Consider the following 21,981-nt stretch of genomic DNA (forward strand, 5'->3'; position numbering starts at 1 on the left):
GGCACGCCTTAATGAACACTTATCTGTTTGCAAAACTTGCCAACGGCCACCGGGGGATTAAGCTGGGCGCCGTTTTCGCCAATCGGAGTGCCCCATGTCCCGCCGTTTTCCGCTGATCCTGTTGCTTATTGCCCTGCCGCTTTGGCTGGCCGCCAGTTATGGCGCGCGTTACGGATTCATGGAGGATGGCCGTTGGGTGGGCATTTGCGCTGACGAAGCCAGCCGCTGGGAATGCCAGGTGCGTTCCAACCTGGGGTTGATGATTCACTTCAAGGTGCTGGGCTGGGCGGCGCTGGTCACGGCGGTGCTGGCGTTTTTCGTGCCGGGCCGGGCCGGGTGGGGTTTGGCGGTGTTGGCGCTGGTGTTCGGGTTTCCGGCGTTGGCGTTGTACAACACGACGTTTGCGGTGTTTGCGGTGGTGATTGCGGGGTTGCGGTTGGTCCGTAAGCCTCGCGTTGCCTGACAGGGCCTCTTCGCGAGCAAGCCCGCTCCCACATTTGACCGAGTACATCCCTTGGAATGCGGTCGAGTGTGGGAGCGGGCTTGCTCGCGAAAGCGGTCTTAAGCCTTGCGCACCCGCAAGCAACGCCACAATGCTAGGACCATGAGCAGGCTCACCACCGCCCAACCCCACGCCTGCTGGTTCATCACCCCTTCACGGAACAACTGCGGCGCAATACCGGCACCGATGATGAACGCCAGCAACGCAATCTCCCGCCGCAGCCCGCTCACCGGACGCACCAGGTACACCAGCGCCGGCAGCGCCAGCGCGGCACTCGGGAAGCTGCGGTAACGCGGGTCAAATACCAGCGCCAGCATCATGACCGCACCGGCAAACCCGGCGATTGCCACCAGCCAGCCAGCGCGCTGCTCCAGCCAGTTGAAGGCGCGTTCGCGCCAACCTTCTCGCGCACTCATCGCCAGGGCCGCGTGAGCCAGTACCGCAAGGTTCAAGGCCACCAGCAATCCAGCCCACACCCACTCATCCGTGAAGCGCGCGGTGACCCGGTTCAACTCGGCCCAGGTGCCGATCGAACAGGCCGCCACGGCGCCCAGCAATGGCAACAACAACGCAGCCCGGGCCGTGCGCACGCGGCCACCCAGCAGCAGCGTGCCCAGCAGGATAATCCCGCCAACCCCCAGCCACAGCGGCCAGTACGGCACATTGGTCACCGGGCCGGCGAGCACGCCCTTGTCCTGGCGATCCGCATCAAACAGGCCCCAGTAACCACCCACCGCCCCTTCACTGGCACGTTTCCACGGCTGGTCAAAGGCTTCGATCAGGTTGTAGTGCCAGCCATTGGCTTCGGCCATGGCCACGAACCCGCGCATGAATTTCGCTTCGTTGACCCGGCTCGGCACCGCCGTTTCCCGCTGGCGGCCTTCGCTCGGCCAGCCGGTCTCGCCGATCATCACGTCCTTGGGGGCGAACTTGTTGCCGAAGGTCTGGCGCACATCGCCCACGTGCTTGAGCGCCTGGTCGATGCCCGAGGGGTCATCTTCCCAGTAAGGCAGCAGGTGGATGGTCAGGAAGTCCACGGCCGGGGCGATTTCCGGGTGTTGCAGCCAGAACTCCCACACATCGGCATAGGTGACCGGTTGCTTGATATGGTCCTTGACGTGATGGATCAACTTGACCAACTGCCCGGCGGTGACTTCCTTGCGCAGCAGGGTTTCGTTGCCGACGATCACCGAGGTGACGACGTCGGGGTTGGCATTGGCCGAAGCGATCAGTGCCTCGACTTCCTTGGCGGTGGCCACCGGATCACTGCTGACCCATGCGCCGCTCATCAGCTTCAGGCCGTGTTTGCGCGCCAGTGCCGGCAAGTCTTCAAGGCCGGTCTGGGAGTAGGTGCGAATGCATTCGAAACGGGTGGCCAGCAACGCCAGGTCGGCGTCCATGCGCTCGGGGCGCAGTTTGAACGGCTGGTCGAACGGCGACTGGTCTTTGTCGAAGGGCGTGTAGGACGCACATTGCAGCTTGTGGCTGGCGCTGGCCACGTCCGGCAGCACCACCGGTTGGCCAAGGCCGTACCAATAGCCGCCGAGGGCCAGCACACCGAGGATCAGGGCAAATAAATAGGGCAGGAGCGGGAAACGTGCAGTCGCGGGCATGATCAGGCCGTCTGGGGGCAAAGGCGCGCATCTTACCCGGATTTGAGCCGTCCCAGTGGGGCCGCATAATTTTGACATGCAAAGTTCGGGCGGGATCGTCGGTGAATGTCCTACAAATCATCCTGCTGGCGATGTGATGTCGTTTCTTGCTTACCTGAGGTCGCAGTCAGAGCAGGTCGCTTGTGGCAGCAGGTTGATGATCGAAGTGTCAGCCCTCCACTGATGAGGCACCCACGTGATCGATGCGCGTGAAGGGGGCGCGGTGCACCACATAACAACAGGTTGACGTCGCTCGGCATCCGCCGGGCGCAGCACTTTCGGGGAAGCACTATGAAGATGCGACGACTCTTGGGCGCAGCTGCCACTCTGGTAGTTGCGATGAGCTCCACACTGGCCAGCGCCGACAGCAAAACCCTGAGCATCGGCTATGTGGATGGCTGGTCGGACAGTGTCGCCACCACCCACGTGGCGGCAGAAGTGATCAAGCAAAAGCTCGGTTATGACGTGAAACTGCAAGCGGTCGCCACCGGGATCATGTGGCAAGGCGTGGCCACCGGCAAACTCGACGCCATGCTCTCCGCCTGGTTGCCGGTGACCCACGGTGAATACTGGGCCAAGAACAAGGACAAGGTGGTCGACTACGGCCCCAACTTCAAGGACGCCAAGATCGGCCTGATCGTGCCTGAGTACGTGAAAGCCAAATCCATCGAAGACCTCAAGACCGACACCACCTTCAAGAACAAGATCGTGGGTATCGACGCCGGTTCAGGTGTGATGCTCAAGACCGACGAAGCAATCAAGGCCTATGGCCTGGACTACAAGCTGCAAGCCAGTTCGGGCGCGGCGATGATCGCCGAGTTGACCCGTGCCGAAGACAAACAGGAATCCATTGCGGTCACCGGCTGGGTGCCACACTGGATGTTCGCCAAGTGGAAACTGCGTTTCCTGGACGACCCAAAAGGAATTTATGGTGCTGCTGAGACCGTCAACAGCATCGGCAGCAAAGGCCTGGAAAAGAAAGCCCCGGAAGTCGTGGCGTTCCTGAAGAAATTCCAGTGGGCCTCCAAGGATGAAATCGGCGAAGTCATGCTGGCGATCCAAGAGGGCGCCAAGCCTGAAGCGGCGGCCAAGGACTGGGTGGCCAAGCACCCTGAGCGCGTCGCCGAGTGGACTGCTAAATAAGGCGTTAAAACTGTAGGAGCGAGCTTGCTCGCGAAGAACGCAAGGGCACCGCGATCATCCAGAATGAACGCGTTACCGTTGACGTTTTTCGCGAGCAAGCTCGCTCCTACAATTGTTTCTGCACACCCGTAAACCCTCGCTACACTCCTTCTACTACTAAGGTCGTCTGGAACCTGTTCCTCAGCCGCATACAGTGGATATGTTCCAATAATAAAAAGCTGTGCTGCGAGGATAAAAACAATGAACGACAGCATTTACCTCTCGATTCAAAACAGCCCGCGTTTCAAGGAGCTGGTTAGTAAAAGGGAAAGATTCGCCTGGATTCTCTCGGCAATCATGCTTGGGCTTTACTCCGCTTTCATTCTTCTGATTGCCTATGGGCCGCAAATACTGGGGGCCAAGATCAGCCCCGGTTCGTCCATCACGTGGGGGATCCCTATCGGGGTCGGGCTGATTGTGTCGGCCTTCGTCCTCACCGGCATCTATGTACGACGCGCCAACGGCGAATTCGACGACTTGAACAATGCGATTCTCAAGGAGGCTGCGCAATGATCCGTCGTCTATTGGCTGTACTCGGCGCTTCGGCCTTTGCACCTGCCGTTTGGGCGGCCGATGCACTGACCGGCGAAGTGCATAAACAACCGCTGAATATCGCAGCGATCCTGATGTTCGTGGCCTTCGTCGGCGCGACCTTGTGCATCACCTACTGGGCGTCCAAGCGCAACAAGTCGGCGGCCGACTACTATGCGGCCGGCGGCAAGATCACCGGGTTCCAGAACGGTCTGGCGATTGCCGGTGACTACATGTCGGCAGCCTCCTTCCTGGGGATTTCCGCGCTGGTGTTCACCTCCGGCTACGACGGCCTGATCTACTCCATCGGCTTCCTGGTGGGCTGGCCGATCATTCTGTTCCTGATCGCCGAGCGCCTGCGTAACCTGGGCAAATACACCTTTGCCGACGTGGCGTCCTATCGCCTGGGGCAAACCCAGATCCGCAGCCTGTCGGCCTGTGGCTCTTTGGTGGTGGTGGCGTTCTACCTGATCGCGCAGATGGTAGGCGCGGGCAAGCTGATCCAGCTGCTGTTCGGCCTGGATTATCACGTCGCGGTGATCCTGGTAGGCATCCTGATGTGCCTCTATGTGTTGTTCGGCGGCATGCTGGCGACCACCTGGGTGCAGATCATCAAGGCAGTGCTGTTGCTGTCCGGTGCCTCGTTCATGGCGCTGATGGTGATGAAACACGTCAACTTCGACTTCAACATGTTGTTTGCCGAGGCGATCAAGGTTCACCCTAAAGGTGAAGCGATCATGAGCCCGGGCGGCCTGGTGAAAGACCCGATTTCGGCGTTCTCCCTCGGCCTGGCACTGATGTTCGGTACCGCCGGCCTGCCGCACATCCTGATGCGCTTCTTCACTGTGAGTGACGCAAAGGAAGCTCGCAAGAGCGTGCTGTATGCCACTGGCTTCATCGGCTACTTCTATATCCTGACCTTCATCATCGGCTTCGGCGCGATCCTGCTGGTCAGCACCAACCCGGCGTTCAAGGATGCTGCAGGTGCCTTGCTCGGCGGTAACAACATGGCGGCGGTGCACCTGGCCAACGCGGTGGGCGGCAGTATCTTCCTGGGCTTCATCTCGGCCGTGGCGTTTGCCACCATCCTGGCAGTGGTTGCCGGTTTGACCCTCGCGGGTGCTTCGGCGGTGTCCCATGACCTGTACGCCAGCGTGATCAAGAAAGGCAAGGCCAACGAGAAGGATGAGATTCGCGTATCGAAGATCACCACCATCGCCCTGGCAGTACTGGCGATTGGCTTGGGCATCCTGTTTGAAAGCCAGAACATCGCGTTCATGGTGGGTCTGGCGTTCTCCATTGCGGCCAGCTGTAACTTCCCGGTGCTGCTGCTTTCCATGTACTGGAAAAACCTCACCACCCGCGGTGCGATGATTGGTGGCTGGCTGGGCTTGATCAGTGCCGTTGGCCTGATGATCCTCGGCCCAACCATCTGGGTCTCGATCCTGCACCATGAGAAGGCGATCTTCCCTTACGAGTACCCGGCGCTGTTCTCGATGATCATTGCGTTCATCGGCATCTGGTTCTTCTCCATCACCGACAAGTCGGCGGCGGCAGAGAAGGAACGTGCGCTGTACTTCCCGCAGTTTGTGCGTTCGCAGACTGGCCTGGGGGCGAGTGGGGCGGTTAGCCACTAAGCCCGTAACAGTTACAAAAAAATGCCCCGGTCGTGAGATCGGGGCTTTTTTTTGCCTTTATTGGTAACAGATACGACAAAACTGTTTCTCAAATCCGGCACAAATAAAAACGGCCTCCCTATCAAAGGAGGCCGTTTTCGGTGTAGCCAAGTAGCGATCAGCTTACTTGCGGTCTTCCAGCTTGGTGATGTCACGCGACTCGTAGCCGGTGTACAGCTGGCGCGGACGGCCAATCTTGTACGGGCTGGAGAGCATTTCTTTCCAGTGGGAGATCCAGCCCACGGTCCGCGCCAGGGCGAAGATCACGGTGAACATGCTGGTTGGAATGCCGATCGCCTTGAGGATGATCCCCGAGTAGAAGTCGACGTTCGGGTACAGCGAGCGCTCGATGAAGTACGGGTCGGTCAGGGCGATCTCTTCCAGGCGCATGGCCAGTTCGAGTTGCGGATCGTTCTTGATGCCCAGTTCCTTCAACACTTCGTCGCAGGTCTTCTTCATTACGGTGGCGCGCGGGTCGCGGTTCTTGTAGACCCGGTGACCGAAGCCCATCAACTTGAACGGATCGTTCTTGTCCTTGGCCTTGGCGATGAACTTGTCGATGTTCGAGACATCGCCGATTTCATCGAGCATGGTCAATACGGCTTCGTTCGCACCGCCGTGGGCAGGGCCCCACAGTGCGGCGATACCGGCGGCGATACAGGCGAACGGGTTGGCGCCCGAGGAGCCCGCCAGGCGCACGGTAGAGGTCGAGGCGTTCTGTTCGTGGTCGGCGTGGAGGATGAAGATCTTGTCCATCGCGGCGGCCAGCACCGGGCTGATCGGTTTGATCTCGCACGGGGTGTTGAACATCATGTGCAGGAAGTTTTCCGCGTACGTCAGGTCGTTGCGCGGGTACATCATGGGTTGGCCCATGGAGTACTTGTAAACCATTGCGGCCAGGGTCGGCATCTTGGCAACCAGGCGGATCGCGGAGATTTCGCGATGCTGCGGGTTATTGATGTCCAGGGAGTCGTGATAGAAGGCCGACAGGGCGCCGACTACGCCGCACATGACGGCCATCGGGTGGGCGTCGCGACGGAAGCCGTTGAAGAAGGTCTTCAACTGCTCGTGAACCATAGTGTGGTTCTTCACGGTGCTGACAAACTGGGCCTTTTGCTCAGCTGTTGGCAATTCGCCATTAAGCAGCAGGTAGCAGGTTTCCAGGTAGTCCGACTGTTCAGCAAGCTGTTCGATCGGGTAGCCGCGGTGCAGCAAGATACCGTTATCACCGTCGATATAGGTGATCTTCGACTCGCATGAGGCGGTCGACATGAAGCCTGGGTCGAATGTAAAACGGCCCGTGGCCGTCAGGCCCCGTACGTCGATAACATCGGGACCAACGGTGCCGGTTAAAATGGGCAGCTCGACGGGGGCTGCGCCCTCGATGATCAACTGCGCTTTTTTGTCAGCCATGTGGCCTCCTATTTATGCTTCAAATCATCAGACAGACCCCCCACGCAGGGCCCGCACCACTATAGTGAGATAAATTCAGATGTCAATTTGCCTAAAGTCTTGCTCCAGAAGGCTTTAACCGTACTTTTTCCTCGAAATTACCTGCCATTTACGCCTTTTATGCCGCCAGCGCAATGCGCTATTAGGGTGAGGAGTGCGCGTTGTCATTAGTTGCCTAACTGTCTATACTCGGCCTCCGACCGCCAGGGGCTTTTGGGCCCGTTTTGATGGGGGTCGCACTCCCTGGGTGGTGGTTACCTGACCAGTGCACTCCCCAACAACTTTGCCCTGATTGTTAGGGGCTCTTCAGTGTGAAAAAAAGCCGTGAATAGCCAACGACCTGTAAACCTAGACCTAAGGACCATCAAACTCCCCATCACCGGCGTAACGTCGTTCCTGCACCGTGTATCCGGCATCATCCTGTTTCTTGGCCTGGGCATCATGCTTTATGCATTGAGCAAATCCCTGGGTTCGGAAGAAGGGTACGCCGAGGTGAAGGCATGCTTGACCAGTCCGCTGGCCAAATTCGTCGCCTGGGGCCTCCTGTCCGCTCTGCTTTATCACCTTGTGGCCGGTATTCGCCACTTGATCATGGACATGGGTATCGGTGAGACGCTGGAAGGCGGCAAGCTGGGCTCGAAAATCGTCATCGCCATTTCCGTGGTGCTGATCGTTCTGGCGGGAGTTTGGATATGGTAACCAGCGTTACGAACCTGTCGCGTTCGGGCCTCTATGACTGGATGGCGCAACGTGTGTCTGCGGTTGTTCTCGCGGCTTATTTCATCTTCCTGATCGGGTACCTCGCGGCGAACCCTGGCATTGGCTACGCCCAATGGCACGGCCTGTTCGCTCACAACGGGATGCGCATCTTCAGTCTGCTGGCCCTTGTAGCCCTGGGCGCTCACGCCTGGGTTGGCATGTGGACCATCGCGACCGACTACCTGACGCCGATGGCGCTGGGCAAGTCCGCGACAGCAGTACGGTTTCTCTTCCAGGCAGTATGCGGCGTCGCGATGTTCGCTTACTTCGTCTGGGGTGTGCAGATTCTTTGGGGTATCTGATTCATGGCTAACACAGTTAATACGCTTTCATTCGACGCCATCATCATTGGCGGCGGCGGTGCCGGCATGCGCGCTGCGCTGCAACTGGCCCAGGGCGGTCACAAGACTGCCGTGATCACCAAGGTGTTCCCGACCCGTTCCCACACCGTTTCGGCCCAGGGTGGCATCACGTGCGCCATCGCCTCCGCCGATCCAAACGATGACTGGCGCTGGCACATGTACGATACCGTCAAGGGTTCCGACTATATCGGTGACCAGGACGCTATCGAATACATGTGCTCCGTAGGCCCGGAAGCGGTCTTCGAGCTGGAACACATGGGTCTGCCGTTCTCCCGTACCGAACAGGGTCGCATCTACCAGCGTCCGTTCGGCGGCCAGTCGAAAGACTTCGGTAAGGGTGGCCAGGCCGCTCGTACCTGTGCCGCAGCCGACCGTACCGGTCACGCGCTGTTGCACACCCTGTACCAGGCCAACCTGAAGGCCGGCACCGTATTCCTCAACGAATACTACGGCGTCGACCTGGTGAAGAACGAAGACGGTGCCTTTGTAGGCATGATCGTTATCTGCATCGAAACCGGCGAAACCTCTTACGTGCGGGCTAACGCCACCGTATTGGCGACCGGCGGTGCAGGCCGTATCTACTCTTCGACTACCAATGCCCTGATCAACACCGGTGACGGTATCGGCATGGCCCTGCGTGCAGGCGTCCCGGTACAAGACATCGAAATGTGGCAGTTCCACCCGACCGGCATCGCCGGCGCCGGTGTACTGGTTACAGAAGGTTGCCGTGGTGAAGGTGGTTACCTGATCAACAAGAACGGCGAGCGCTTCATGGAGCGTTATGCTCCGAACGCCAAAGACCTTGCCGGTCGTGACGTTGTAGCCCGTTCCATGGTTAAAGAGATCATCGCCGGTAACGGCTGTGGTCCCGATGGCGACCACGTGATGCTGAAGCTCGATCACCTCGGTGAAGAAGTGCTGCACAGCCGTCTGCCAGGCATCATGGAGCTGTCCAAGACCTTTGCCCACGTTGACCCGGCTGTTGCGCCGATCCCGGTTGTTCCAACTTGCCACTATATGATGGGCGGCGTTGCCACCAACATTCATGGCCAGGCGATCACCCAGGACGCCGACGGTGTCGACCAGATCATCCCTGGTCTGTTCGCGGTAGGTGAAGTGGCGTGCGTATCGGTTCACGGTGCCAACCGTCTGGGCGGCAACTCGCTGCTCGACCTGGTGGTATTCGGTCGTGCCGCCGGCCTGTTCCTGGAGCAGACCCTGAAGGAAGGCGTTGATTACGCGCGTCCACGCCAGTCCGACATCGACGCTGCCCTGGCACGTCTGGATGGCCTGAACTCGCGTACCGATGGCGAAGACGTCGCCTCCCTGCGCAAAGAGCTGCAAAGCTGCATGCAGAACTACTTCGGTGTGTTCCGTACCGGCGAATACATGCAGAAAGGTATCGCCCAGCTGGCTGACCTGCGTACGCGCATCGCCAACGTCAAGATCAACGACAAGAGCCAGGCGTTCAACACCGCTCGAATCGAAGCCCTTGAGCTGCAAAACCTGCTGGAAGTGGCTGAAGCGACTGCGATCGCCGCCGAGGTTCGTAAAGAATCCCGTGGTGCTCACGCTCGTGAAGACTATGAAGACCGCGACGACGAAAACTGGTTGTGCCACACCCTGTACTTCCCGGGTGACAAGCGCGTAACCAAGCGTGCCGTGAACTTCTCGCCGAAGACGGTTCCGACGTTTGAACCGAAGATTCGGACTTACTAAGGGTGGCTGCCATGTTGAAAGTCAGTGTTTATCGCTACAACCCTGATCAGGACGCTGCGCCGTTCATGCAGGAATTCCAGGTCGATACCGGTGGTAAGGACCTGATGGTGCTGGACGTGCTGGCCCTGGTTAAAGAGCAGGACGAAGGTTTCTCCTATCGTCGCTCTTGCCGTGAGGGTGTCTGCGGCTCCGACGGCATGAACATCAACGGCAAGAACGGCCTGGCATGCATCACGCCGCTGTCTTCCGTGGTGAAAGGCAACAAGTTGGTTGTTCGTCCGCTGCCAGGTTTGCCGGTTATCCGTGACCTGGTCGTCGATATGAGCATCTTCTACAAGCAATACGAGAAGGTTAAGCCATTCCTGCAGAACGACACGCCGGCTCCGGCCATCGAGCGTCTGCAGACTCCGGAAGAGCGCGAGAAGCTGGACGGTCTGTACGAGTGCATCCTGTGCGCTTGCTGCTCGACTTCCTGCCCGTCCTTCTGGTGGAACCCCGACAAGTTCCTGGGCCCAGCTGCCCTGCTGCAAGCGTACCGCTTCCTGGCAGACAGCCGTGACACCAAGACTGCCGAGCGTCTGGCTTCGCTGGATGACCCGTTCAGCGTATTCCGCTGCCGCGGGATCATGAACTGCGTCAACGTATGTCCCAAAGGCCTGAACCCGACTAAGGCCATTGGTCACGTACGTAGCATGCTGCTGCAAAGCGGCGTGTAACCGACGTTGTAGTAAAAGCAGGACCGTTGTGCCCGTAGATGCTACGGCGCAGGCTTCAACCGGCGCCGTAGTTTTAACTTGAGCAGCGACTTACAAAGACGCGGCTCTTATTTTGAAGAAATGAGACAAGCAGGGGCATTCGGGTTGGTACCCGAACTATCAGCGTGATCCTAAGTGGCTTGTTTTGGTCGCTGCACTTGGCCTTTTGCAAGCAAACTCGGTGTTTTCGCCGGTGGTGTCCCCAAATCGAGGGTGACCAAGCATGCAAGAAAGCGTGATGCAGCGCATGTGGAACAGCGGCTATCTTTCAGGTGGTAACGCTGCCTATGTGGAAGAGCTTTATGAGCTCTACCTGCACGACCCTAACGCTGTGCCAGAAGAATGGCGCACCAAATTTCAGACGTTGTCTTCAGACGGCAACGCTGCCACCGATGTATCGCACGCAACAATTCGCGATCAGTTCGTGCTGCTGGCAAAGAACCAGCGCCGCGCCCAGCCGGTTTCTGCCGCAAGCGTGAGCAGTGAGCACGAGAAGAAGCAAGTTGAAGTACTGCGACTGATCCAGGCCTACCGTATGCGTGGCCACCAGGCAGCCCAGCTTGACCCGCTGGGGCTGTGGCAGCGTCCTGCACCTGCAGACCTGTCGATCAATCATTACGGCTTGACCAATGCCGATCTTGATACGACCTTCCGTGCCGGCGACCTGTTCATCGGCAAAGAGGAAGCGAGCCTACGCGAAATTCACGAAGCGTTGCAGCAGACATATTGCCGCACCATCGGTGCCGAATTTACGCACATCACTGATTCCGAGCAGCGCCACTGGTTCCAGCACCGCCTTGAAGGCGTGCGTGGTCGCCCGGTGCTGTCTGCGGACGTCAAGAGCCACTTGCTCGAGCGCGTCACTGCAGCGGAAGGCCTGGAAAAATACCTGGGCACCAAATACCCGGGCACCAAGCGTTTCGGCCTGGAAGGCGGCGAAAGCCTGATCCCGATGCTCGACGAGCTGATCCAGCGTTCCGGTTCCTACGGCACCAAGGAAATCGTGATCGGCATGGCCCACCGTGGCCGCTTGAACGTGCTGGTCAACACCTTCGGCAAGAACCCGCGCGAGCTGTTCGACGAGTTCGAAGGCAAGAAGAAGGTCGAGCTGGGTTCCGGTGACGTTAAATATCACCAGGGCTTCTCGTCCAACGTAATGACCACCGGCGGTGAAGTTCACCTGGCCATGGCGTTCAACCCATCCCACCTGGAGATCGTTTCTCCAGTGGTCGAGGGGTCGGTACGTGCGCGCCAGGATCGTCGTAACGATTCCACCGGTGAGAAGGTCTTGCCGATTTCCATCCACGGTGACGCGGCGTTCGCCGGTCAGGGTGTGGTCCTGGAAACGTTCCAGATGTCGCAGACTCGCGGCTTCAAGACCGGCGGTACCGTTCACATCGTCATCAACAACCAGGTGGGCTTCACCATCAGCAACCCGCTGGACGCACGCTCTACCGAGTACGCGACCGACGTTGCCAAGATGATCCAGGCGCCGATCCTCCATGTGAATGGTGATGATCCGGAAGCCGTGTTGTTCGTGACCCAGTTGGCCATCGATTACCGCATGCAGTTCAAGCGTGACGTGGTCATCGACCTGGTCTGCTACCGTCGTCGCGGTCACAACGAAGCGGATGAGCCTAGCGGCACCCAACCGTTGATGTACCAGCAAATCACCAAGCAGCGCACCACCCGTGAGCTGTATGCCGATAGCCTGATCAAGGCCGGCGTGGTGGACGATGCACGTGTTCAGGCGAAGATCGATGAATACCGCAACGCGCTGGACAACGGCCTGCATGTCGTGAAAAGCCTGGTTAAAGAGCCGAACAAAGAGTTGTTCGTTGACTGGCGTCCGTACCTGGGCCACGCCTGGACTGCGCGTCACGACACCTCGTTCGATCTGAAGACCCTGCAGGAACTGTCGGCCAAGCTGCTGGAAATCCCAGACGGTTTCGTCGTACAGCGCCAGGTTGCGAAGATCTACGAAGACCGTCAGAAGATGCAAGCCGGCGGCCTGCCGATCAACTGGGGTTACGCTGAAACCATGGCGTACGCGACCCTGGCGTTCGAAGGTCACCCGATCCGCATGACTGGCCAGGACATCGGCCGCGGTACGTTCTCGCACCGTCACGCTGTGTTGCACAACCAGAAAGACGCGGGCACCTACATCCCGTTGCAGAACCTGTACGAAGGCCAGCCACGTTTCGACCTGTACGATTCGTTCCTGTCCGAAGAAGCCGTACTGGCGTTCGAATACGGTTACTCGACCACCACGCCTCAGGCGCTGGTGATCTGGGAAGCCCAGTTCGGCGACTTCGCCAACGGTGCCCAGGTGGTTATCGACCAGTTCATCACCAGCGGCGAGCACAAGTGGGGCCGTCTGTGCGGTCTGACCATGCTGCTGCCACACGGTTATGAAGGTCAGGGTCCGGAGCACTCCTCGGCCCGTCTGGAGCGTTACCTGCAATTGTGCGCCGAGCACAACATCCAGGTGTGCGTGCCGACTACCCCGGCCCAGATCTACCACTTGCTGCGTCGCCAGGTGATCCGCCCGCTGCGCAAGCCGCTGGTAGTGCTGACGCCGAAATCGCTGCTGCGTCATAAATTGGCCATCTCGACCCTGGAAGATCTGGCGGATGGTTCGTTCCAGACCGTTATTTCAGAAATCGATACCCTCGACGCCGCCAAGGTCACTCGCCTGATCCTGTGCAGCGGCAAGGTTTACTACGATTTGCTGGAAAAACGCCGTGCCGAAGGCCGCGAAGACATCGCCATCGTGCGGATCGAGCAGCTTTACCCGTTCCCGGAAGACGACCTGATGGAGGCCATCGCGCCTTACACCAACCTCACCAATGTGGTGTGGTGTCAGGAAGAACCGATGAACCAGGGCGCGTGGTACAGCAGCCAGCATCATCTGCGTCGCAGCATCGGCAATCACAAACAGGCACTGGGCCTGGAGTACGCCGGTCGTGATGCTTCTGCTGCACCTGCGTGTGGTTATGCGTCGATGCACGCCGAGCAGCAGGAAAAACTGCTGCAAGATGCTTTCACTGTTTAACGCCTTCGCGCTGACTGAAACCGAATTTTAAGGACCCACAGATAATGGCTATCGAAATCAAAGCCCCGTCATTCCCGGAATCGGTTGCCGATGGCACCGTTGCCACCTGGCACAAGAAACCAGGCGAGGCCGTCAAGCGTGACGACCTGATCGTCGACATCGAAACCGACAAGGTCGTGCTCGAAGTGTTGGCTGAAGCTGACGGCGTGCTGGGCGCAATCGTTGCCGAAGAAGGCGCTACCGTCCTGTCGAATCAGGTACTGGGCTCGATCGAAGAGGGCGGTGCTGCTGCCGCTGCTCCTGCTCCTGCCGCCGCTGCGGCACCGGCTGCTGCCGCAGCTCCAGCTGCTGCACCGGCTGCGGGTGGCGAAGATCCAATCGCTGCACCGGCTGCGCGTCAGCTGGCTGACGAAAACGGCATCAACCTGGCGTCCATCAAGGGCACCGGCAAAGATGGCCGTGTGACCAAGGAAGACGTGGTTGCCGCCGTTGAAGCCAAGAAAAACGCTCCAGCTGCTGCGCCTGCCAAGGCTGCTGCCCCGGCTGCCGCTGCTCCTGTGTTCGCCGCTGGCGACCGCACCGAGAAGCGCGTACCGATGACCCGCGTGCGTGCCACCGTGGCCAAGCGCCTGGTTGAAGCACAGTCGAACATGGCGATGCTGACTACTTTCAACGAAGTCGACATGACCGAAGTCATGGCTCTGCGTTCGAAGTACAAGGACCTGTTCGAGAAGTCCCACAACGGCGTACGCCTGGGCTTCATGTCGTTCTTCGTGAAAGCGGCCACCGAAGCGCTGAAACGCTTCCCGGCAGTCAACGCTTCCATCGACGGCGGCGACATCGTTTACCACGGTTATGCTGACGTCGGCGTTGCCGTCTCCAGCGACCGTGGCCTGGTGGTACCGGTTCTGCGTAACGCCGAGCTGATGAGCCTGGCTGAAATCGAAGGCGGCATCGCCAACTTCGGCAAGAAGGCCCGTGACGGCAAACTGACCATCGACGAGATGACCGGTGGTACCTTCACCATCACCAACGGTGGTACTTTCGGTTCGATGATGTCGACTCCGATCGTCAACCCGCCACAAGCTGCGATCCTGGGCATGCACAACATTCTGCAGCGTCCTATGGCGATCAACGGCCAAGTGGTTATCCGCCCGATGATGTACCTGGCGCTGTCGTACGATCACCGCCTGATCGATGGTAAAGAAGCCGTGACTTTCCTGGTGACCATCAAGAACCTGCTGGAAGACCCGGCTCGTCTGCTGCTGGATATCTGATAAAGCGGCGGTGCGCCGTACCACCCGGTCTGCCGCGAGGCAGGCCGGAGTGCGGCTCACGGCTTGAAGCTTTTAGCTAAAGAGGATTTTTTTTCATGTCGCAGAAATTTGACGTTGTAGTGATTGGCGCAGGCCCTGGCGGCTACGTTGCCGCCATCAAGGCCGCACAACTGGGCCTCTCGACTGCTTGCATCGAAAAATACACCGACAAGGAAGGCAAACTGGCGCTGGGCGGTACTTGCCTGAACGTTGGCTGCATTCCTTCCAAGGCGCTGCTGGACAGCTCCTGGAAATTCCACGAAGCGCAAGACGGTTTTGCCATCCACGGCATCAACCACGCTGGCGTGACCATGGACGTGCCAGCGATGGTCGGCCGCAAGGCCAACATCGTTAAAGGCCTGACTTCCGGCGTTGCTACCCTGTTCAAGGCCAACGGCGTTACTTCCCTGCAAGGCCACGGCAAACTGCTGGCCGGCAAGAAAGTTGAAATCACCAAGCCTGACGGTTCGACCGAAATCATCGAAGCCGAGAACGTGATCCTGGCTCCAGGTTCGCGTCCAATCGACATTCCACCGGCTCCGGTTGACCAGAACGTGATCGTTGATTCGACCGGCGCCCTGGAATTCCAGGCGGTTCCAAAACGTCTGGGCGTGATCGGCGCTGGCGTGATCGGCCTGGAACTGGGTTCGGTCTGGTCCCGCCTGGGTTCCGAAGTGACCGTGCTGGAAGCCCTGGACACGTTCCTGCTGGCTGCCGACACCGCAGTGTCCAAAGAAGCGCTGAAAACCCTGACCAAACAAGGTCTGGACATCAAGCTGGGCGCTCGTGTTACCGGTTCCAAGGTTAACGGCGAAGAAGTTGTCGTGACCTACACCGACAAGGATGGCGAACAGACCATCACTTTCGACAAGCTGATCGTAGCCGTTGGTCGCCGTCCGGTGACCACTGATCTGCTGGCTTCCGACAGCGGCGTGAACATCGACGAGCGTGGTTTCATCCACGTTGACGATCACTGCGCTACCACCGTGCCGGGCGTCTACGCCATTGGCGACGTGGTTCGCGGCATGATGCTGGCGCACAAGGCTTCCGAAGAAGGCATCATGGTTGTCGAGCGCATCAAGGGTCACAAGACCCAGATGAACTACGACCTGATCCCGTCGGTTATCTACACCCACCCGGAAATTGCATGGGTCGGCAAGAACGAACAGCAGTTGAAAGCTGAAGGCGTTGAAGTTAACGTCGGCACCTTCCCGTTTGCCGCTTCTGGCCGTGCCATGGCAGCCAACGACACCGGTGGTTTTGTCAAAGTCATCGCTGATGCCAAGACTGACCGCGTATTGGGCGTCCACGTGATCGGCCCAGGCGCAGCAGAACTGGTTCAGCAAGGCGCAATCGGTATGGAATTCGGCACCAGCGCCGAAGACATCGGCATGATGGTTTTCTCCCATCCGACCCTGTCCGAAGCGCTGCACGAAGCCGCGTTGGCAGTGAATGGCCATGCCATCCACATCGCCAACAAGAAGAAGCGCTAAGCGAGATAATAAGAAACCACGGCGGTTGCCCGTCGTGAGCCTTGTGCGCAAGACTCACCGCGGAATATCCGCTGGACGCAGTCTTGCGCAGTTTCACCACCCAGGGTTCAGGCCTTTGGTGGTTTGACTGTGCAAGCAGCAGTCACAGGTGGCGCGGCACTCAATAAAGAGCGCAGCGCCGAATGCGCAGTACCTAACGAAGACGGTAATAAGCATGAATCTTCACGAGTATCAGGGTAAGCAGCTGTTCGCTGAATACGGCCTGCCAGTATCCAAGGGTTACGCAGTAGACACCCCGGAAGCAGCAGCAGAAGCTTGCGACAAAATCGGCGGCACCGAGTGGGTTGTCAAAGCCCAGGTCCACGCTGGTGGTCGCGGTAAAGCGGGCGGCGTTAAGCTGGTTCGCAGCAAAGAAGACGCCAAAGCCTTCGCTCAGCAGTGGCTGGGCAAGCGTCTGGTGACTTACCAGACTGATGCCAATGGCCAGCCAGTCACCAAGATCCTGGTTGAATCGTGCACTGATATCGCTAAAGAGCTGTACCTGGGCGCTGTCGTTGACCGTTCGAGCCGTCGCATCGTGTTCATGGCCTCCACCGAAGGTGGCGTGGACATTGAGAAGATCGCTGAAGAAACCCCAGAAAAAATTCTGAAAGCCACTATCGATCCACTGGTTGGCGCTCAGCCATTCCAGGGTCGCGAGCTGGCATTCCAGTTGGGTCTGGAAGGCAAGCAAGTTGCCCAGTTCGCCAAGATCTTCGTAGGTCTGGCCAAACTGTTCCAGGATCACGATCTGGCCCTGCTGGAAGTGAACCCGCTGGTGATCAAGGCTGACGGCGATCTGCATTGCCTCGATGCCAAGATCAACATCGACGCCAACGCCATGTACCGTCAGCCTAAGCTGAAGACTTTCCACGATCCGTCGCAAGACGATCCGCGCGAAGCGCACGCTGCCAAGTTCGAACTGAACTACGTAGCCCTGGAAGGTAACATCGGTTGCATGGTCAACGGTGCTGGCCTGGCCATGGGTACCATGGACATCGTCAACCTGCATGGCGGCAAACCAGCCAACTTCCTCGACGTAGGCGGCGGTGCCACCAAAGAACGCGTTACCGAAGCGTTCAAGATCATCCTGTCCGACTCCAACGTCGCTGCAGTACTGGTCAACATCTTCGGCGGCATCGTTCGTTGCGACATGATTGCCGAAGGCATCATCGGTGCAGTGAAAGAAGTCGGCGTTAAAATCCCGGTTGTTGTGCGCCTTGAAGGTAACAACGCTGAACTGGGCGCTAAAGTACTGGCAGAAAGCGGTTTGAACATCATCGCTGCTACCAGCCTGACCGACGCTGCTCAACAAGTTGTCAAAGCTGCGGAGGGCAAATAATGAGCGTCCTGATCAATAAAGACACCAAGGTTATCTGCCAGGGTATTACCGGTTCCCAAGGTAGTTTCCACACCCAGCAAGCCATCGAATACGGCACCAAGATGGTGGGTGGCGTTACTCCTGGTAAAGGCGGCACCGAGCACCTGGGCCTGCCAGTGTTCAACACCGTGAAAGATGCTGTAGCTGCCACTGGCGCCACCGCCAGCGTGATCTACGTTCCAGCTCCTTTCTGCAAGGACTCCATCCTGGAAGCAGCATTCGGCGGCATCAAGCTGATCGTTTGCATCACCGAAGGCATTCCTACCCTGGACATGCTGGACGCTAAAGTTAAGTGCGACGAGCTGGGCGTAGTCCTGATCGGCCCTAACTGCCCAGGCGTGATCACTCCAGGCGAATGCAAGATCGGCATCATGCCAGGTCACATTCACTTGCCAGGTAAAGTCGGTATCGTTTCCCGTTCCGGCACCCTAACCTACGAAGCTGTCAAGCAGACTACTGACGCCGGTTTCGGTCAGTCGACTTGCGTCGGCATCGGCGGTGACCCGATCCCAGGCTCGAACTTCATCGACATCCTGAAGCTGTTCCAGGAAGACCCGAAGACCGAAGCGATCGTAATGATCGGTGAGATCGGCGGTTCGGCTGAAGAAGAAGCGGCTGCCTACATCAAGGCACACGTGACCAAGCCGGTTGTTTCCTACATCGCTGGTGTGACTGCCCCTGCTGGCAAGCGCATGGGCCATGCTGGCGCAATCATCTCTGGCGGCAAGGGTACTGCAGACGAGAAGTTTGCTGCCCTGGAAGACGCAGGCGTTAAAACCGTGCGTTCGCTGGCAGACATCGGCAAGGCTTTGTCCGAGCTGACCGGTTGGGCTGTCAAGTAAGCCTCGCGCTTAACTGACGCTTCACCCCACAAAGGCCACCTTCGGGTGGCCTTTGTGCATTCTGAAGGTTGGTGGAGATCAAAATGTGGGAGCGGGCTTGCTCGCGAAAGCGGTGTGTCAGTCAGCTCATGAGTGGCTGATACACCGCTTTCGCGAGCAAGCCCGCTCCCACATTCGATCGTATTTCAAAATTTAGATATAAAAACGCGACATAAAAATGTCGCTTATCGGACAGTTCGCCCCGCAACAGTGCGTTTGACCCGCAAATTCGTTAGGCTAGCCGCCTCTTTATGCGTACGCATCCCAAAAGGAAGCCTCGCGCCAGACCGGTCGGTCCCCATCCGGACCGGCAGTATTTCCCTCATCCATAGGGAAGCCCTCTCTAAATTCCGATTCAGTAGTGTGGTATTTCCTCAAATGAAAGTGTTGAAAAGCCAGGACATCCTGGCGTTGGGCTTTATGACTTTTGCCCTGTTCGTGGGCGCCGGCAACATCATCTTCCCGCCAATCGTCGGTTTACAGTCCGGGCCTCATGTCTGGATGGCAGCGCTGGGCTTCCTGATCACCGCGGTCGGTTTGCCGGTGATCACCGTTGTCGCCCTGGCCAAAGTCGGTGGTGGCATGGACGCGTTGAGCAGTCCGATCGGCAAGATTGCCGGTGGCTTGCTGGCAGCGGCGGCCTACCTGGCTGTCGGCCCGTTGTTCGCCACCCCGCGAACCGCCACCGTTTCCTTTGAAGTGGGCCTGGCGCCGCTGACCGGTGAAAGCCCGCTGGCGCTGTTCCTCTACAGCTCGGTGTACTTCCTGTTGGTGTTCTTCATCTCCCTGTACCCGGGCCGTCTGCTGGATACGGTTGGTCGTTTCCTGGCACCGTTGAAGATCATCGCCCTGGCCGTATTGGGCATTGCTGCCTTTGCCTTGCCGGCCGGCGATGTGGGTGTTGCCACCCCTGAGTACGTGGCCGCACCGTTCTCCCAGGGCTTTATCAATGGTTACCTGACCATGGATACCCTCGGCGCGCTGGTATTCGGCATTGTGATCGTCAACGCGATCCGCTCCCGTGGCGTCGAGTCGCCGAAGTTGATCACCCGCTACGCGATCATCGCCGGGCTGATTGCCGGTGTGGGCCTGGCGCTGGTGTACATCAGCCTGTTCCGCCTCGGTTCGGGCAGCCACGAAGTGGCGGCCGGTGCCGCCAACGGCGCCGCCGTGCTGCACGCCTACGTCCAGCACACCTTCGGCTCCCTGGGCAGCGGCTTCCTCGCCGTGCTGATTTCCCTGGCGTGCCTGGTAACCGCGGTGGGCCTGACCTGCGCCTGCGCCGAGTACTTCAGCCGCGTACTGCCGCTGTCCTATAAGACCCTGGTGGTGATCCTGGCGGTATTCTCGCTGTTTGTGTCCAACCTGGGCCTGACCAAGCTGATCGCGTTCTCGATCCCGGTGCTGACAGCCATCTACCCGCCGTGCATCGTGCTGGTGGCCCTGAGCTTCTGTAAGGACTTCTGGCAGGAGCAGGGCCGGATCGTTGGCCCGGTGATGCTGGTGTCGTTCATCTTCGGTTGCATTGACGCGCTGAAGGGCGCGGGCCTGGCTGACTGGATGCCATCGCAACTGGCTCACCTGCCGCTGAGCGAGCAGGGCCTGGCGTGGCTGGTGCCTTCGGTGATGACGCTGGTGGTTGCGGTGGTGATTGACCGCCTGCTGGGCAAACGCAGTGAAGCGATGGCTTAAACGTTTAGCCACTAACTTGTGCCGAGGTTTAGTTCGAAGTTTCGAGCTGCCCGGCCGGGTTAAAAACACCGGACAAAGTAAAGCCCGCTATTAAGCGGGCTTTCTTTTGCAACATGACTTTTCACGTCACAGTGTTCAAGTCGTCAGACTCAAGAACCGGTTGCAGGTGTTGCTTCTTTCGCAGCAGCTTCGTTCGATTCAGCCTGAGCTTTGGCAGCATCGGCGTTTTCTTTCGCAGCGTCGTTCACTTTATCCTGTGCTTTCGCCATGTCTTTCTGAGCTTGCTCAGAGTGGGCTGCGGCGTCTTGAGCTTTGTCTTCGGATTTTTTGTCGCAGGCAGCGAGGCCGAGGGCAGCAGCCAGCATCATGGAAATAGCTAAAGTCTTGCGCATGGGGTGTTTCTCCTTATTGAAGATATCTACTGGCCTTTCGAGCCTATGCCCAACGCTTAGTTCCTTAAATCTCACAGATATATAAGGCTTTTCCCTAGGGAACTTTCAGCAAGGTTGTCTACTCCGCCGGCTCCACACTAATAAGAGTCTTTAACGAATGACCGAAAATCCTCTTTTATCCCGTGCCACGCGCTTTGTTTCAGCCTTGCGCCACTGCCAGGTGCTGGGCATCCAGGTGCACGCCGCCAGTGAGGACGGCATGACGCTGGTGTTGCCCTATGCTCCGCATATCGTCGGTGACCCGCAGACCGGCGTGATCCACGGCGGCGCCATCACCTCCTTGATGGACACCGCCTGTGGCATGGCTACCTTGTGCGTACTGCCGGAGTTCGAGGTTTGCCCGACCCTGGACCTGCGCATCGACTACATGCACCCGGCCGAGCCCCATAAACCGGTATTCGGCTTTGCCCAGTGCTACCGGGTGACCACCGACGTGATCTTCACCCGCGGCTTCGCCTACCAGGACGATCCGCAGCAACCGATTGCCCACGTGGTGGGCACGTTCATGCGCATGGGCAAGCGCCTCAAGGGCAGCCAGGGCCTGGGCAATGCAATCAAGGGAGAACAGGCATGAAACATCAGTTCAAGACCCGTCTGCAGCAAGCCCACGAGCGCGGCAACTATGAAGCGCTGCTCAACCTGATTCCCTACGCCAAGCTGATTGGCATCGAATGCACGCGGCTGGGGGATGAATTGCTGTTTCGCATGCCGGCCAACAAGGACAACATTGGTAACCCCATATTGCCAGCGATCCACGGCGGGGTGATCGCGGGCTTCATGGAACTGTCCGCAGCCTTGCATTTGCTGGTTTTCACCGGTGCGCCTGGTGTTCCCAAGATCATCGATTTCTCCCTGGATTACCTGCGCGCCGGCCAGTTTCGCGACACCTACGCCAAATGCCAGGTGTGGCGCCAGGGCCGACGGGTGGCCAATGTGGCGATTACCGCCTGGCAAAGCACCCCGGCCGAACCGATTGCCACCGCCCGCGCGCATTTCAAGATTGAGGAACCGGCCCGCCCTTGAAATCCTGGTCTTAGCCCCCAACTTTGATGACAACCCGCCGCCAACCCTCAAGGGCGCGG

19 protein-coding genes are annotated in these 21,981 nt (G+C 58.7%); 16 read left to right on the forward strand and 3 right to left on the reverse strand.

All coding sequences use genetic code 11. From position 1 onward, the window contains the following. Positions 1 to 94: 94 nt before the first annotated feature. Complete coding sequence (locus HYE77_RS13695; protein ID WP_003210580.1) at positions 95 to 463, forward strand: hypothetical protein; 369 nt, start codon at positions 95 to 97, stop codon at positions 461 to 463. Positions 464 to 561: 98 nt separating this feature from the next. Here HYE77_RS13695 and HYE77_RS13700 read toward each other — a convergent pair whose 3' ends face one another. Continuing rightward, positions 562 to 2,115, reverse strand: coding sequence for a glycosyl hydrolase family 17 protein (locus HYE77_RS13700; protein ID WP_177068880.1), 1,554 nt, complete (start codon positions 2,113 to 2,115; stop codon positions 562 to 564). Positions 2,116 to 2,445: 330 nt separating this feature from the next. Here HYE77_RS13700 and HYE77_RS13705 point away from each other — a divergent pair, with 330 nt between their 5' ends. The 3 genes from HYE77_RS13705 (at position 2,446) to HYE77_RS13715 (ending at position 5,504) form a co-directional block, all read left to right on the forward strand. After that, positions 2,446 to 3,297, forward strand: coding sequence for a glycine betaine ABC transporter substrate-binding protein (locus HYE77_RS13705; protein WP_008433997.1), 852 nt, complete (start codon positions 2,446 to 2,448; stop codon positions 3,295 to 3,297). Between the two features lie 240 nt (positions 3,298 to 3,537). After that, the gene (locus tag HYE77_RS13710) at positions 3,538 to 3,849 is read left to right on the forward strand and encodes a DUF485 domain-containing protein (RefSeq protein ID WP_003210577.1); all 312 of its coding nucleotides are present in this window, start codon (positions 3,538 to 3,540) and stop codon (positions 3,847 to 3,849) included. Further along, the gene (locus tag HYE77_RS13715) at positions 3,846 to 5,504 is read left to right on the forward strand and encodes a cation acetate symporter (protein WP_003210576.1); all 1,659 of its coding nucleotides are present in this window, start codon (positions 3,846 to 3,848) and stop codon (positions 5,502 to 5,504) included. The genes HYE77_RS13710 and HYE77_RS13715 overlap by 4 nt, the downstream gene beginning before the upstream one ends. 162 nt (positions 5,505 to 5,666) lie before the next feature. On the opposite strand, the gene gltA is transcribed toward HYE77_RS13715, so the two are convergent. Beyond that, a complete protein-coding gene (gltA, locus tag HYE77_RS13720; protein ID WP_003210575.1) occupies positions 5,667 to 6,956 on the reverse strand; it encodes a citrate synthase in 1,290 nt (429 codons plus the stop codon). Between the two features lie 363 nt (positions 6,957 to 7,319). Here gltA and sdhC point away from each other — a divergent pair, with 363 nt between their 5' ends. The 10 genes from sdhC to brnQ all read left to right on the forward strand — a co-directional run bounded on the left by sdhC (position 7,320) and on the right by brnQ (position 20,447). Continuing rightward, complete coding sequence (gene sdhC / locus HYE77_RS13725; protein ID WP_008433998.1) at positions 7,320 to 7,694, forward strand: succinate dehydrogenase, cytochrome b556 subunit; 375 nt, start codon at positions 7,320 to 7,322, stop codon at positions 7,692 to 7,694. Further along, positions 7,688 to 8,056, forward strand: coding sequence for a succinate dehydrogenase, hydrophobic membrane anchor protein (gene sdhD, locus HYE77_RS13730; protein ID WP_003210573.1), 369 nt, complete (start codon positions 7,688 to 7,690; stop codon positions 8,054 to 8,056). The genes sdhC and sdhD overlap by 7 nt, the downstream gene beginning before the upstream one ends. Before the next feature lie 3 nt (positions 8,057 to 8,059). Then, complete coding sequence (sdhA, locus tag HYE77_RS13735) at positions 8,060 to 9,835, forward strand: succinate dehydrogenase flavoprotein subunit (RefSeq protein ID WP_003210572.1); 1,776 nt, start codon at positions 8,060 to 8,062, stop codon at positions 9,833 to 9,835. 11 nt (positions 9,836 to 9,846) lie between these two features. Next, positions 9,847 to 10,551 carry a succinate dehydrogenase iron-sulfur subunit gene (locus HYE77_RS13740; protein WP_003210571.1) on the forward strand — a complete coding sequence of 235 codons (705 nt, stop codon included), beginning with the start codon at positions 9,847 to 9,849 and terminating at the stop codon, positions 10,549 to 10,551. Positions 10,552 to 10,813: 262 nt separating this feature from the next. After that, positions 10,814 to 13,645 (forward strand): 2-oxoglutarate dehydrogenase E1 component, encoded by a 2,832-nt coding sequence (locus HYE77_RS13745; protein ID WP_003210570.1) that lies wholly within the window; start codon positions 10,814 to 10,816, stop codon positions 13,643 to 13,645. Between the two features lie 44 nt (positions 13,646 to 13,689). After that, entirely contained in the window at positions 13,690 to 14,922 is a 1,233-nt protein-coding gene (odhB, locus tag HYE77_RS13750; protein ID WP_008434003.1) for a 2-oxoglutarate dehydrogenase complex dihydrolipoyllysine-residue succinyltransferase, read from the forward strand. Between the two features lie 95 nt (positions 14,923 to 15,017). Then, complete coding sequence (gene lpdA / locus HYE77_RS13755; protein ID WP_003210568.1) at positions 15,018 to 16,454, forward strand: dihydrolipoyl dehydrogenase; 1,437 nt, start codon at positions 15,018 to 15,020, stop codon at positions 16,452 to 16,454. A 214-nt stretch (positions 16,455 to 16,668) separates the two neighbouring features. Further along, on the forward strand, positions 16,669 to 17,835 hold the full coding sequence (gene sucC / locus HYE77_RS13760) for an ADP-forming succinate--CoA ligase subunit beta (protein WP_003210567.1): 1,167 nt from the start codon (positions 16,669 to 16,671) through the stop codon (positions 17,833 to 17,835). Continuing rightward, entirely contained in the window at positions 17,835 to 18,716 is an 882-nt protein-coding gene (gene sucD / locus HYE77_RS13765) for a succinate--CoA ligase subunit alpha (RefSeq protein WP_003210566.1), read from the forward strand. The genes sucC and sucD overlap by 1 nt, the downstream gene beginning before the upstream one ends. Before the next feature lie 417 nt (positions 18,717 to 19,133). Beyond that, on the forward strand, positions 19,134 to 20,447 hold the full coding sequence (gene brnQ / locus HYE77_RS13770) for a branched-chain amino acid transport system II carrier protein (protein ID WP_003210565.1): 1,314 nt from the start codon (positions 19,134 to 19,136) through the stop codon (positions 20,445 to 20,447). Between the two features lie 149 nt (positions 20,448 to 20,596). On the opposite strand, the gene HYE77_RS13775 is transcribed toward brnQ, so the two are convergent. Beyond that, positions 20,597 to 20,839, reverse strand: coding sequence for a hypothetical protein (locus tag HYE77_RS13775; RefSeq protein WP_003210564.1), 243 nt, complete (start codon positions 20,837 to 20,839; stop codon positions 20,597 to 20,599). 157 nt (positions 20,840 to 20,996) lie between these two features. Here HYE77_RS13775 and HYE77_RS13780 point away from each other — a divergent pair, with 157 nt between their 5' ends. Together HYE77_RS13780 and HYE77_RS13785 are read left to right on the forward strand one after the other, a co-directional pair. After that, positions 20,997 to 21,473: a PaaI family thioesterase gene (locus HYE77_RS13780; protein WP_003210563.1), complete on the forward strand. Its 477-nt coding sequence runs from the start codon at positions 20,997 to 20,999 to the stop codon at positions 21,471 to 21,473. After that, entirely contained in the window at positions 21,470 to 21,922 is a 453-nt protein-coding gene (locus tag HYE77_RS13785; RefSeq protein WP_063028212.1) for a PaaI family thioesterase, read from the forward strand. The genes HYE77_RS13780 and HYE77_RS13785 overlap by 4 nt, the downstream gene beginning before the upstream one ends. Positions 21,923 to 21,981: the final 59 nt, after the last annotated feature.

The organism is Pseudomonas sp. IPO3774, from assembly GCF_013386835.1.
Classification (GTDB): domain Bacteria; phylum Pseudomonadota; class Gammaproteobacteria; order Pseudomonadales; family Pseudomonadaceae; genus Aquipseudomonas.

Excerpts from the sequence above, each read along its gene's own strand:
- HYE77_RS13695 (WP_003210580.1), top strand. The coding sequence starts at position 95 with ATGTCCCGCCGTTTTCCGCTGATCCTGTTGCTTATTGCCCTGCCGCTT.
- HYE77_RS13700 (WP_177068880.1), bottom strand. The coding sequence starts at position 2,115 with ATGCCCGCGACTGCACGTTTCCCGCTCCTGCCCTATTTATTTGCCCTG.
- HYE77_RS13705 (WP_008433997.1), top strand. The coding sequence starts at position 2,446 with ATGAAGATGCGACGACTCTTGGGCGCAGCTGCCACTCTGGTAGTTGCG.
- HYE77_RS13710 (WP_003210577.1), top strand. The coding sequence starts at position 3,538 with ATGAACGACAGCATTTACCTCTCGATTCAAAACAGCCCGCGTTTCAAG.
- HYE77_RS13715 (WP_003210576.1), top strand. The coding sequence starts at position 3,846 with ATGATCCGTCGTCTATTGGCTGTACTCGGCGCTTCGGCCTTTGCACCT.
- gltA (WP_003210575.1), bottom strand. The coding sequence starts at position 6,956 with ATGGCTGACAAAAAAGCGCAGTTGATCATCGAGGGCGCAGCCCCCGTC.
- sdhD (WP_003210573.1), top strand. The coding sequence starts at position 7,688 with ATGGTAACCAGCGTTACGAACCTGTCGCGTTCGGGCCTCTATGACTGG.
- sdhA (WP_003210572.1), top strand. The coding sequence starts at position 8,060 with ATGGCTAACACAGTTAATACGCTTTCATTCGACGCCATCATCATTGGC.
- HYE77_RS13740 (WP_003210571.1), top strand. The coding sequence starts at position 9,847 with ATGTTGAAAGTCAGTGTTTATCGCTACAACCCTGATCAGGACGCTGCG.
- HYE77_RS13745 (WP_003210570.1), top strand. The coding sequence starts at position 10,814 with ATGCAAGAAAGCGTGATGCAGCGCATGTGGAACAGCGGCTATCTTTCA.
- odhB (WP_008434003.1), top strand. The coding sequence starts at position 13,690 with ATGGCTATCGAAATCAAAGCCCCGTCATTCCCGGAATCGGTTGCCGAT.
- lpdA (WP_003210568.1), top strand. The coding sequence starts at position 15,018 with ATGTCGCAGAAATTTGACGTTGTAGTGATTGGCGCAGGCCCTGGCGGC.
- sucC (WP_003210567.1), top strand. The coding sequence starts at position 16,669 with ATGAATCTTCACGAGTATCAGGGTAAGCAGCTGTTCGCTGAATACGGC.
- sucD (WP_003210566.1), top strand. The coding sequence starts at position 17,835 with ATGAGCGTCCTGATCAATAAAGACACCAAGGTTATCTGCCAGGGTATT.
- brnQ (WP_003210565.1), top strand. The coding sequence starts at position 19,134 with ATGAAAGTGTTGAAAAGCCAGGACATCCTGGCGTTGGGCTTTATGACT.
- HYE77_RS13775 (WP_003210564.1), bottom strand. The coding sequence starts at position 20,839 with ATGCGCAAGACTTTAGCTATTTCCATGATGCTGGCTGCTGCCCTCGGC.
- HYE77_RS13780 (WP_003210563.1), top strand. The coding sequence starts at position 20,997 with ATGACCGAAAATCCTCTTTTATCCCGTGCCACGCGCTTTGTTTCAGCC.
- HYE77_RS13785 (WP_063028212.1), top strand. The coding sequence starts at position 21,470 with ATGAAACATCAGTTCAAGACCCGTCTGCAGCAAGCCCACGAGCGCGGC.